General features: G+C 66.3%; 12 protein-coding genes and 2 tRNA genes. 8 read left to right on the forward strand and 6 right to left on the reverse strand.

What is annotated here, in order from left to right:
• Positions 1-1,157: aryl-sulfate sulfotransferase (locus HMPREF9440_RS03460; RefSeq protein ID WP_008541549.1), on the forward strand; the 1,157-nt coding region annotated here is incomplete at its 5' end.
• A gap of 96 nt (positions 1,158-1,253) precedes the next feature.
• Here HMPREF9440_RS03460 and prmC read toward each other — a convergent pair.
• From prmC to hemA, 3 genes are all read right to left on the reverse strand, one after another.
• Positions 1,254-2,090: a peptide chain release factor N(5)-glutamine methyltransferase gene (gene prmC, locus HMPREF9440_RS03465; protein WP_008541550.1), complete on the reverse strand. Its 837-nt coding sequence runs from the start codon at positions 2,088-2,090 to the stop codon at positions 1,254-1,256.
• Positions 2,091-2,124: 34 nt separating this feature from the next.
• Positions 2,125-3,204: a peptide chain release factor 1 gene (gene prfA / locus HMPREF9440_RS03470; RefSeq protein ID WP_008541552.1), complete on the reverse strand. Its 1,080-nt coding sequence runs from the start codon at positions 3,202-3,204 to the stop codon at positions 2,125-2,127.
• 105 nt (positions 3,205-3,309) lie between these two features.
• On the reverse strand, positions 3,310-4,599 hold the full coding sequence (gene hemA / locus HMPREF9440_RS03475; protein WP_008541553.1) for a glutamyl-tRNA reductase: 1,290 nt from the start codon (positions 4,597-4,599) through the stop codon (positions 3,310-3,312).
• Between the two features lie 109 nt (positions 4,600-4,708).
• Between hemA and HMPREF9440_RS03480 the strand changes: the two genes are divergently transcribed.
• Both HMPREF9440_RS03480 and queC read left to right on the forward strand, forming a co-directional pair.
• Positions 4,709-5,209 (forward strand): hypothetical protein, encoded by a 501-nt coding sequence (locus HMPREF9440_RS03480; protein ID WP_008541554.1) that lies wholly within the window; start codon positions 4,709-4,711, stop codon positions 5,207-5,209.
• Between the two features lie 24 nt (positions 5,210-5,233).
• Entirely contained in the window at positions 5,234-5,959 is a 726-nt protein-coding gene (gene queC / locus HMPREF9440_RS03485; RefSeq protein ID WP_040763436.1) for a 7-cyano-7-deazaguanine synthase QueC, read from the forward strand.
• Between the two features lie 97 nt (positions 5,960-6,056).
• Here the strand turns inward: queC and HMPREF9440_RS03490 are convergent.
• Both HMPREF9440_RS03490 and HMPREF9440_RS03495 read right to left on the reverse strand, forming a co-directional pair.
• Positions 6,057-6,132 (reverse strand) — tRNA-Phe (locus tag HMPREF9440_RS03490).
• A gap of 40 nt (positions 6,133-6,172) precedes the next feature.
• Positions 6,173-6,248, reverse strand: a tRNA-Phe gene (locus HMPREF9440_RS03495).
• 198 nt (positions 6,249-6,446) lie between these two features.
• Here HMPREF9440_RS03495 and HMPREF9440_RS03500 point away from each other — a divergent pair.
• Positions 6,447-7,145: a DsbC family protein gene (locus tag HMPREF9440_RS03500; protein ID WP_008541557.1), complete on the forward strand. Its 699-nt coding sequence runs from the start codon at positions 6,447-6,449 to the stop codon at positions 7,143-7,145.
• 63 nt (positions 7,146-7,208) lie between these two features.
• On the opposite strand, the gene mltA is transcribed toward HMPREF9440_RS03500, so the two are convergent.
• Positions 7,209-8,390, reverse strand: coding sequence for a murein transglycosylase A (gene mltA, locus HMPREF9440_RS03505; protein ID WP_008541558.1), 1,182 nt, complete (start codon positions 8,388-8,390; stop codon positions 7,209-7,211).
• Positions 8,391-8,511: 121 nt separating this feature from the next.
• On the opposite strand from mltA, the gene rpe reads away from it, so the two are divergent.
• From rpe to HMPREF9440_RS03525, 4 genes are read left to right on the forward strand one after another with little or no spacing between them, the layout of a single operon-like run.
• Positions 8,512-9,201 (forward strand): ribulose-phosphate 3-epimerase, encoded by a 690-nt coding sequence (rpe, locus tag HMPREF9440_RS03510; protein WP_008541559.1) that lies wholly within the window; start codon positions 8,512-8,514, stop codon positions 9,199-9,201.
• Between the two features lie 9 nt (positions 9,202-9,210).
• Positions 9,211-9,903, forward strand: coding sequence for an HAD family hydrolase (locus tag HMPREF9440_RS03515; RefSeq protein WP_008541560.1), 693 nt, complete (start codon positions 9,211-9,213; stop codon positions 9,901-9,903).
• Positions 9,900-10,337, forward strand: a complete 438-nt coding sequence (locus HMPREF9440_RS03520) for a lysozyme inhibitor LprI family protein (RefSeq protein WP_008541561.1) — start codon at positions 9,900-9,902, stop codon at positions 10,335-10,337. Before HMPREF9440_RS03515 ends, HMPREF9440_RS03520 begins: the two co-directional genes overlap by 4 nt.
• On the forward strand, positions 10,334-11,044 hold the full coding sequence (locus HMPREF9440_RS03525; protein ID WP_008541562.1) for a uracil-DNA glycosylase: 711 nt from the start codon (positions 10,334-10,336) through the stop codon (positions 11,042-11,044). The genes HMPREF9440_RS03520 and HMPREF9440_RS03525 overlap by 4 nt, the downstream gene beginning before the upstream one ends.
• Positions 11,045-11,117 lie beyond the last annotated feature (73 nt).

An 11,117-nucleotide genomic window follows, 5' to 3' on the forward strand; every position in this document is an offset into this window, starting at 1 on the left:
GGTCGACAACGCAATCCACCTTGAGGCCTCAGAACGACGACGGACTTCTCACCTGGGGCTTCGGCCAGCGCTACGTCAAGTACGACATCCTCGGACGCGAAGTCTTCAACCGCCGCCTGCCGCTGCGCTACGGCGACTACTCGCACTCGATGGACGACGCGCAGAACGGCCACTACTTCCTGCGCGTGGCGAGCTCCAACTGGAAGCGCGCCGACGGGAAGAACGTCCGCACGGTGCGCGACGTCATCGCCGAAGTCGATCAGAACGGCACGGTGGTCGACGAATGGCGCCTGGCTGAAATTCTCGACCCGTACCGCGACAACGTGATGAAGGTGCTCGACCAGGGTGCGGTGTGCCTCAATATCGACGCCTCGCAGGCCGGGAAGACCCTGACCGCGGACGAACTCGCGAAGCTCGACGCCTCGGACAAGTTCGGCGACATCGTGGGCACGGGCCCGGGCCGCAACTGGGCGCACGTCAACTCCGTCGACTACGACCCCGAAGACGACTCGATCATCATCTCGTCGCGCCACCAGTCCGCCATCGTAAAGATCGGCCGCGACAAGAAGGTGAAGTGGATCCTCGCCTCGCCCGAAGGTTGGAAGAAGGGTTGGGCCGAAAAGGTCCTGACGCCGGTCGACAGCAAGGGCAACAAGGTGAAGTGCGAAGGTTCGACCTGCGAAGGCGGCTTCGACTGGACCTGGACGCAGCACACCGCGTTCAAGATCGACGAAAAGAGCAAGGGCGACGTCATCTACGTTTCGGCCTTCGACAACGGCGACTCGCGCGGCATGGAGCAGCCGGCGCTGCCTGAGATGAAGTACAGCCGCTCGGTCGTCTACAGAATCGACCAGAAGAAGATGACGGTCGAACAGGTTTGGGAGTACGGCAAGGAACGCGGTCACGAGTGGTACAGCCCGGTCACGTCCTTGACCGAATACCAGGCCGACAAGGACTCGATCTTCGTCTACTCGGCGACGGCGGGTGCGAACTTCGACCTCGCGTCGGGCGCCTTCACCTCGGCCCCGAACCCCTTCATCAACGAATTCAAGTGGGGCGCGAAGGAGCCCTCCGTTGAAATTCAGCTGAAGAACTGCACGGGCTACCAAGCCTGGCCGTTCTCGGTCCAGAAGGCGCTCTCTCAGGACGTCAAGTAATCCGCTCTTGGTCAAGAGGGAGAGAAGGCCGACGCCTCCAACCGGGAGGCGTCGGCCTTCATGCTTTTCCGTTCTTTTTCGTTCTGCGCTTGCGGCTTACTGCGCGCGGCGCCCCATCGAGACGCGGTCGTTGTCGCCGTAGTCCTTCTTGGTGCGTACGCCCGCGAACCCCGCGGCTTCCAAAAGCTCCCGCACGGCGGGGCCCTGGTCCCAGCCGTGCTCCAGGAGAAGCCAGCCGCCCGGCGTGAGTCTCGCCATCGCGCCCGAGATGATGCGGCGCAGGTCCTCAAGACCGTCGACGCCGTCGGTGAGGGCGCCTGCGGGCTCGAATTCGAGCGAGAGGAGGTGCTCGTCCTGCGGGTGGATGTAGGGGGGATTCGAGACGATGAGGTCGAAGGTTTCACCCTCGGGAACCGCCTCGAACCATTCGCCCTCGAACGTGCGGATGTCGGCGCCCAACGCCGCTGCGTTCTTCTTTGCCACAGTGAGCGCCTCGGGACTCTTGTCCGTGGCGGTGACGCGCGCGCCGGGAATTTCGAGCGCCAACGTCACGGCGATGCAGCCGCTCCCGGTACCGAGGTCGAGCACCTTCGGCGCGGGGCCGGTGACGAGGAGCGCCTGTTCGATCAGCACCTCGGTGTCGGGGCGGGGGATCAGGACGCTGTCGTCCACCGCGAACCAACGTCCGAAGAACTCCTGCCGACCGGTGAGGTAGGGCACCGGGGTGCCCGCCGCGCGCATCGAGACGACGAGCTCGAACGCGGTCGCCTGTTCGGGCGCCAGCACCTCGTCGTCGTGGGCGATCAGGTATTCGCGCGTCTTCCCGAGGACGTGCGCGAGGAGAACGTGCGCTTCAAAGCGGCCGATCTGGGCGGCCGCGTTCGCGAGGTGCTCGGCGATGGTCTCGGGTTCGTGGGCGGTGGGCGTCGTCATGGTCGGAAAAAGCGGTCCAAAAGCGGTCGGGTCGTCAGGCGTTGAGCGCCGCAAGGGCTTCCGCCTGGTGTTCGGCGGCGAGCGCCGAGATGATTTCGTCGAGGTCGCCGTCCATGACGGCTTCGAGCCGGTAGAGCGTCAGGTTGATGCGGTGGTCGGTGACGCGGCCCTGCGGGAAATTGTACGTGCGGATGCGCTCGGACCGGTCGCCCGAGCCGACGAGCGAGCGGCGCTCGCTCGCTTCCTTCGCCTGCTGCTCGGCGACCTGCGCAGCGCGGATGCGTGCGGCGAGGACCGCCATCGCGCGGGCCTTGTTCTGCGTCTGGCTGCGCTCGTCCTGGCACTCCACCGTCATGCCGGTGGGAAGGTGCGTGATGCGCACCGCGGAGTCGGTCTTCTGCACGTGCTGGCCGCCCGCGCCCGAGGCGCGGAAGACGTCGATCCTGAGGTCGGCGGGGTTCAGCACCACGTCGCCCACTTCGTCCATTTCGGGGAGCACCGCCACCGTGCAGGCGGAGGTGTGGATGCGGCCCTGGGATTCGGTGACGGGAACGCGCTGCACGCGGTGCCCGCCCGACTCGAACTTCAGTTTGGAATAGGCCCCCTGACCGATCACGCGCACGATCACTTCGCGGTAGCCGCCCAATTCGCTTTCGCTTCGGGAGACGATCTCGGTGCGCCAACCCTGACCTTCGGCATAGCGGAGGTACATGCGGAGAAGGTCCCCGGCGAAGAGCGCGCTCTCGTCCCCGCCCGTGCCCGCACGGATTTCCAGGAAGATGTTCCGCTCGTCGTTGGGGTCCTTGGGGAGGAGCGCGATGCGCAGTTCCTCGACCAGGGTCTCCATGCGGGCTTCGGCCGCACGGACCTCTTCCTCGGCGAAGTCGCGCATGTCGGGGTCCGCGCGGAGCTCCTCGGCGGTCGCGAGGTCCGCTTCGGCGCCCTGGAAGTCGGTCCAGAGCTTCGTCACGGGTTCGAGGTCGCTGCGCTCACGCGTCAGATCGCGGAAGCGGTTCATGTCGTTCGCGGTTTCGGGGGCGGCGAGCATCCGGTCGATTTCCTCGATCCGGCGGCTCATCGCGCCCAACTTGGCGCGCATGGAGTCCTGGAGCATGGGTGTGGAGGCGTCTTCGTCGATGGATTTGGAGAGACCGGCATTTTAAAAGAAGGGCGCCTGCGGCATGGCCGCGGCGCCCGTTCTTCAGCGTGTCCCGACCGGTCAGCGGTCGTGGCGGCGGTAGAAGCGGTCGAGAAGCCGCTCCATCAGGTCGCGGTCTTCGAGCGACAGCCCTTCGCCGTTGCGAAGCAGAATCGTCGGGTCGTGAACCAACTTGTTGGTGAGGCCGTGGGCGAGCATTTCGAGCACCTCTTCGGGGTCGTCCCCGTGGTGGAGGTGTCGGAGCGCACGCGCCAACTCAAAGTCGCGCAGGTAGTTCGCGCGGTCGCGAAGCGACTGGATGGTGGGGACGGCGTCGCGCTGCTTCAGCCAATCCGCGAAGTCCGTGACGCGAAGGCCGATGATCGTCTCGGCCTGCGTGATCGCGGCCTGACGGCTCTGCAGACCCTGACTCACCACCTTGCCGAGGTCGTCCACCGTGTAGACGTAGACGTCGTCGAGGCGGTCGATTTCGGGTTCGACGTCGCGGGGCACCGCGAGGTCGACGATGAACATCGGGCGGTGGCGGCGCTGCGCGACGGCGCGCTCGATCATGCCGAGGCCGATGATGGGAAGGGCCGAGGCCGTGCAGGAGACGATGACGTCGTACTCGTGAATCGTGTCGGGGAGGTCCGCGAGGCGGATCGCGTCGGCGTGGACGGTGCGCGCCAGGGTCTGGCCGCGCTCCATCGTGCGGTTGGCGATCGTGATGCTCTTGGGCTTTTGCGCCGCGAAGTGCGCGGCGCAGAGTTCGATCATTTCGCCGGCACCGACGAAGAGGACGCGTTCGCCCTCGAGCGTCCCGAAGAGGCGCAGCGCCAGGCGCACGGCCGCGGCGGCGAGGCTCACGGAGTTGGCGCCGATCGCGGTGGCGGTGCGGACTTCCTTCGCAACGGTGAAGGTCGCCTGGAAGAGGTGGTTGAGCATCACGCCGAGGCCGTGGTGCTCGCGCGCCAGCTTTTCGGCCTTCTTCATCTGACCGACGATCTGCGTTTCGCCGAGGACCATGGAGTCCAGACCCGAGGCGACGCGGAAGGTGTGGCGGGCGGCCTCTTCCTGCTCAAAGGTGTAGATGTGGGGCTCGAGTTCCGAGAGCGGCACGCCCTTCTGGTTCGCAATGTAGGAGAGCACCGAGCTGCGCGCGGCCTGGGCATCCTCCACGGCGCAGTAGAGCTCCGTGCGGTTGCAGGTGGAGAGCACGGCGGCTTCGCGGATGCCGCCCTGGGGCGCGGCACCGAAGCGCTCGATCAGGTGCGCGATCGTCGCGCCGACCTCTTCGGGCCCGAAGGCCACACGCTCGCGCACGGCGATGGGGGCCGTCGTGTGATTGAGACCTAAAGCAAGCAGCTGCATTACGGGAAATCAAGCTTGGTCCGGCGGGGCGCCCATGGGGTCGTGGCGGGCCCGCCGAGGGGTTATTCTTTGAGAAGTCTGCGAATTATAGGGAGACAATGGTTTCGCCATGCTTAAGAGGGAGACTTCGGGAGACGCGGCCGCCGACGCGCTCGAGCGCGCCGTCGAGGAGGCCCGGCGCGCGGTGCGCCGCCGCGCGGCGCTCTCCGCTGGGATGAGCCTCGTGCCCGTGCCGGGGTTGGACGCCGCGGCGGACGCGGCGGCGCTCCTCGACATGATGCGGGCGGTGAACGACGCCTTCCGGCTTTCGCCCGAGCAGATCGCGCGGCTCGACACCGAGCGGCGCGTGGCGACGATGCGTGCGGTCGACATGACGGGCGCCCTCTTTGCGGGGCGCGTCGTCTCCCAGGGACTCGTCCTCGTGGCGCTCAAACAGCTGGGGCTCCGTTGGGCGGGGAGCAAAACCGCGAAGTGGATTCCGGTGGCGGGACAAACCGCCGCCGCAGCGCTAAGCTATGCGGCCTTCTGCCGCCTGGGCGACGCCCACATCGCTGAGTGCGTCGCCGTGCGCGAACGCGTCACGGCGCTTCTCGGACACGAGAGGCGGTAGTCCTCAACGCACATGGAGTCATTCATGCAGGAACTTGACCATCCCGCGGGCCGCCGCGGCGCGCTCGTCCTCTTTTCGGGCGGGCAGGATTCGACGACGTGCCTCGCCTGGGCGCTCGAACACTTTGAGCGCGTCGAGACGCTGGGCGTCGACTACGGTCAGCGCCACGACGTGGAGATGCGCTGCCGTGAGGACGTGCTCCGTGCGGTGCGCGCGCTCAACCCCAAGTGGGACGCGCGCCTGGGCGAAGACCACCGCCTCGACATGTCGGTGCTGGGGCAGATTTCGGACTGCGCGCTGACGAAGGAGCGCGCGATCGAGCTCGAAGCTTCGGGCGTCCCCAACACGTTCGTGCCGGCGAGGAATCTTCTCTTCTTCACGTTCGCCTCGGCGATCGCGTACCGCCGCGGGCTCTCGGTGCTCGTGGGCGGGATGTGCGAGACGGACTATTCGGGCTATGCGGACTGCCGCGACAACACCTTGAAGAGCCTTCAGGTGACGCTCTCCTTGGGGCTCGACGCCCCGATGACGGTCGAGACGCCGCTCATGTGGCTCTCGAAGGCGGAGACGTGGGCGCTCGCGCAGAGGCTCGGGGGCGACGCGTTCGTCGAGATCGTCCGGGAGCGCACTCACACCTGCTACATGGGCGACCGCGAACACCATCACGACTGGGGTTGGGGCTGCGGCGAATGCCCGGCCTGCAGGCTCCGCCGGGAAGGTTGGGAGGCTTGGGCCGCCTCGAGGAAGTGATTCGACCCCAACGGGATCGCCGGGCGCGGTCCCGTTCGTGTTTTCGGGAGGCCGAAAAACAAAAAATCCCCGCGATCGCTCGACAGGGACTTCTGAATGGTGGCTGGGGACGGAATCGAACCGCCGACACGCGGATTTTCAATCCGCTGCTCTACCAACTGAGCTACCCAGCCACGCCGAATTTTTCTCTCGCCGACCACCACGGAGAATAAGTGGTGGCTGGGGACGGAATCGAACCGCCGACACGCGGATTTTCAATCCGCTGCTCTACCAACTGAGCTACCCAGCCGAGACAAGAGCTGCAAGTTTATGGGAAGTCTTTTCGGGCTGTCAAGTTTCCCCTCGGGAGGCTTCGGAAAATACCGCAAACACGGTATGCGCGCTTTGCGCGGGACTTCCGCAAACACGTACACTCACTTCCACTCCTGAAGACTGAACGTCCGGACCGGGGTTTTTCCCCTTCGCCGGCATTTCCAAGACGAACACGATGAAAATCAAGCATGTGCTCGCGGCCGTGGCGGCCGTCCTCTGCGCCGCGCAGGCGCACGCCGACGAGGAAACCATCCGTACCAACCTGATGAAGAACACCGGCCTGCGCGCGGAGAGCGTGCGTCCGGCGCCCGTCGCGGGCCTCTGGGAGGTCGTGGTGCAGGGCCGCGTCTTCTACGTCGACGAGACGGTCGCCCACGTGATCACCGGGAGCATCATCGAAACGAAGACGCAGTCGAACCTCACGGCGGCGCGCTTCCAGGAGGTCGCGAAGGAGGCCTGGAGCAAGTGGCCTTTCGAAGATGCCGTGAAGCAGGTCTTCGGCAAGGGCGAGCGCGAGGTCGTCGTCTTCTCGGACGCGAACTGCACGTGGTGCCGCCGCATGGAGAGCACCTTCGCCGAGGTCGGGAACCTCACCGTCTACACCTTCATCGTGCCGATGCTGCGCGGCGAAGAGAACAACCGCGAAATCGTCTGCGCGAAGGATCCGGCCCGCGCCTGGCACGACTGGATGGCGAACGGCATCCGTCCGCAGCCGGCCGGGGTCACGTGCGACTCGTCCGTGCTGATGAGGAACGCCTCCCTCATGAGCCGCTTCAACATCACCGGGGCGCCGACGATGTTCTTCCCGTCGGGCGCGCGCATCTCGGGCGCGATTCCCGCCGAGCAGTTGGAAGAGCTCCTGCAGGAACAGTGATCCTCACGGCACCTCAAAGCAAAACGCCCGCGGTTTCGCGGGCGTTTTGCTCCCGAAGCGCGCTCAGCGCTTCGGGAGGATGTCCTCGGGCGTGAAGCCGTTCGGGACCAGCACCCAGGCGCGGGTGGTGCTCCGCTGACGCCCCGCCGCTTCGCCGGCTTCGTCGCCGAAGCCCCAGAAGTAGTCGAAGCGGATCAGGCCCCGGATGGCGCCGCCGGTGTCCTGCGCGACGACGGGGCGCGTGAAGGCGAGGGCCGGACGGTCCTGCTTCACCTCGATGATGAAGGGCGTCCCCAAGGTCCAGCGGCTCGGATCCACGGCGACGCTCGCCTGCGCGGTGAGCGGCACGCCCTGGGCGCCCGTGGGCCCGAGCGAGGGGTCGCCGTGTCGCTCTTCAAAGAAGATGAAGCTCGGATTCTGCGCGAGCGCCTCCTTCACGCGGTCGGGGTTGCGTTCGGCCCAGGCGCGGATCTGCTGCATGCTGAGCTCGTGGCTCTTCAACTCACTGTTCTTGACGAGCCAATTCCCGATCGAGCGGTAGCGGTAGCCGTTCTGGTCCGCGAAGCCCACGCGCATGAAGGAGCCGTCGGGAAGAAGAATGCGGCCGGACCCCTGCACCTGAAGAAAGAAGGCCGCCACCGGGTCGTCCACCCAGGCGATCGCCCAGGGTTCGAGGTCGGTGCGGTTCTGAATGACGCCGCGGGTGTCGTAGGGGACGACGCGGCGGCCGTCCAACTTCCCGCGAAGGCGCTTGCCCTTCAGCTCCGGATAGATTTCTGCGAGGTCGATGATGAGGAGATCGTCCGGGACGCCGTAGATCGGGTGGACGAAGGGCGCCTGCTTGGTGCGGCTCCCGTAGAGGAGCGGCTCGAAGTAGCCCGTCGTGAGGCCCGTTTCGGTGCGCTTCACCTCGTCGCCCCGGTCGTCGCGCTCCACGGTGGCGACGCGCCACGGGGTGAAGTTCGCGCGGAAGAAGTCTTCCGCGGCGGCGGGGTCGACCGCCGCCGCGCGGCTGCAGGCGCCCGCCCACACCGGGCGCGAGCCGATCGCGGTGCAGGACTGACGGAAGGCGGCAAGCGCCGAGCGCCAGTGTTCAGTATCGACGCCGCGGGCCTCTTCAAAGGCGGCGGGGGTGAATTCGGGACCGCTCGTCGTACGTACGGGCGGCTTTTCCACGGTCGTACAGGCCGAAAGCAGAACGAGCGCGGCGAGGGCCGCAAGGCGGAGGGGGCGGGTGAACGTCATCAAAGATGGATAGATAGTGTTGCGGCCGTGCCGGAAGTCCCTACAGTCTATCGGAACCGCGGGAAGCGGACGGCTATACTGACGACCACCGAAAACGACGCACACCATTTGGAGAACGTTCATGCGCACGTGCCGAATCGCCCCTTCCATCCTCTCCGCCGACTTCGCCCGTCTGGGTGAGGAAGTCCGCGACGTGACCGAAGCGGGCGCCGACTGGATCCACTTCGACGTGATGGACAATCACTACGTGCCGAACCTGACGGTGGGCCCGCAGGTCCTCAAAGCGATCCGCCCGTGGACCAAGGCTCCCATCGACGTGCATCTGATGGTCGAACCCGTCGACGCGCTCATTCCCGCCTTCATCGACGCGGGCGCCGACATCATCACGTTCCACTGCGAAGCCTCGAAGCACATCGACCGCACGCTGCAGCTGATCCGCGAACGCGGCGCCAAGGCGGGCCTGGTCTTCAATCCGGCGACACCGCTCTCGTACCTCGACCACGTGATGGACCGCCTGGATCTCGTCCTCCTCATGAGCGTCAATCCGGGCTTCGGCGGGCAGAGCTTCATTCCGTCCACGCTTGAAAAGGTCCGCATGGTGAAGGAGCGGTTCGACCGCTACGAAGCCGAAACCGGGCGCCGCATCATGATTGAGGTGGACGGCGGCATCAAGGCCGGGAACATCGCCGACGTGGCGGCCGCGGGCGCCGACACGTTCGTCGCGGGCTCCGCGGTCTTCGGCGCGGGTTCGAAGGAAGGCTACCGCGACGTGATCAATGCCATGCGCGCCAACGTCGCCACGCTCGGTTGAGGAGCGCGCATGGATACGAAGGCCGTCCTTTTCGACCTTGACGGAACGTTGGTCGACTCGCTTCCCGACATCCACGCGGGCGTCTGCGCGCTTGCCGAACGCCGGGGGCTGCCGAAGCCCCCGATCGAAGACGTGGGCGACATGATCGGGAAGGGGATCCGCGTGCTCATTGAACGTCTCGCCGACTGGTGGCGCCTCCGAGGCCACGCGGTGGAAACGCCCGAACCCGAAGCGCTCCTTCCGGAATTGATCGAGGTCTGGAGCGGGATGCCGGACCTGGTGCGTCCGATTCCGGGCGCCTTCGAGGCCGTGGCAGCGCTGCGCGCCGCGGGCATCAAGACGGCGCTCGTCACGAACAAGATCCGTGAGCGCACCGTCGAGTATTTGGAGCGTAACGGCCTTGAAGACGCGTTCGACGCCGTGGTGACGGCGAGCGACTGCGAGCGGGCGAAGCCCTGGCCGGACATGCTTTGGATGGCGGCCGAGCAGCTCCAAGTCGACCCCAAGGCCTGCGTCATGGTGGGCGACAGTCAGAACGATGCGCTGGCCGGGCGGGCCGCCGGGATGCGCACGGTGTTGGTCCGCACGGGCTACAACGAAGGCGTCACGATCGACGAGTGGGCCGCCCAAAACGGTTTTGAGGATCTCTGGGACGACGTCCCGCAGGCGATGGCGCCCATCCTGAAGGAGGCCGCGCGATGAGGGAGATCATTTTGGCGGCGACGGCCGCGCTCGCGGTCCTCGCGGGCGGCGCGTCGGCGGCGCCTGCGAAGGCGGTGCCGACGGCGGAACGCGTCGCCGCGTGCCACCAGAAGGCGGCGGACGACCAGCAGCGTCAGAAGTGCCTGGAGATGGAGCTTGAATTGGTGACGGCGGAGCACAAGGACGCCGTCGAGCGCGTCACCGTGGTGGCGAAGGCTTGGGACAAGCCGCACCGCACGCGGCAGCGTTGGGAGAAGTTCATCCGTTCGAGCCAGAGCTTCGAAACCTTCGTGAAGCGTGAGTGCGACTTCGTCCGCTACACGACGAAGGGAAGCCGCACCAAGGAGCAGAACGCCGAACTCGCCTGCCGCATCAACTACTACCGCATGCATACGGACGTGCTGGAAAACCGTCACCTTGCGGGTGACCGATGAGGGCGCCGGACTTTTCGACGGCGGGGCTCACGGGCCGCTGGAAGACGTTGGTGGAGGGGTTTCTCGCCTCGCCTCAGGGCGAGGCGGTCGTCGCCAAGGTGGCGGATGCCGCGAAGTCGGCGAACGTCTATCCTCCGACGCCTTTTCGGGCGCTGGAGCTCACGCCCTTCGAGCGGGTGCGCGTCGTGGTGCTGGGGCAGGACCCCTACCATACGCCGGGGAAGGCCGAGGGTCTTGCCTTTTCGGTGCCGGAACATGAGGCGTTGCCGCCATCCTTGAAGAACATCTTCAAGGAGCTTGAGGCCGAGTACGGGGTGCGGCGCACCCAGGGGCGCCTCATTGATTGGGCGCAAGCCGGCGTGCTCCTCATTAACACGATCCTCACCGTCGAAGAGGGAATGCCCCTTTCGCACCGGCGCTTCGGGTGGACGGCGTTGACGGACGGATTGATCCGGGCGCTCTCCGACGAGCGTGACGGTCTGGTCTTCATGCTCTGGGGGCGTCCCGCGCAGGAGAAGATCCCGTTGATCGACGCCGGGAAGCATCTCATCCTGACGGCGTCGCACCCTTCGCCCCTGTCGGTGACGAGGGGGCCGGAACCGTTTCTCGGGTGCGGGCACTTCAAAAAGGCGGATGGGCACTTGGGGACGGCGATCCCCTGGACGGGCGCCGAACCCAAAGAGCCGTCGCTCTTTGATGGGTTTTGAACGATTTTCGACGGCGGCTTGACAAAGCCGCCGGGACATGTAAAATACGCCTCCTTGCCTCACGGCGAGACGG

This window comes from Sutterella parvirubra YIT 11816 (assembly GCF_000250875.1).
GTDB lineage: Bacteria > Pseudomonadota > Gammaproteobacteria > Burkholderiales > Burkholderiaceae_F > Sutterella > Sutterella parvirubra.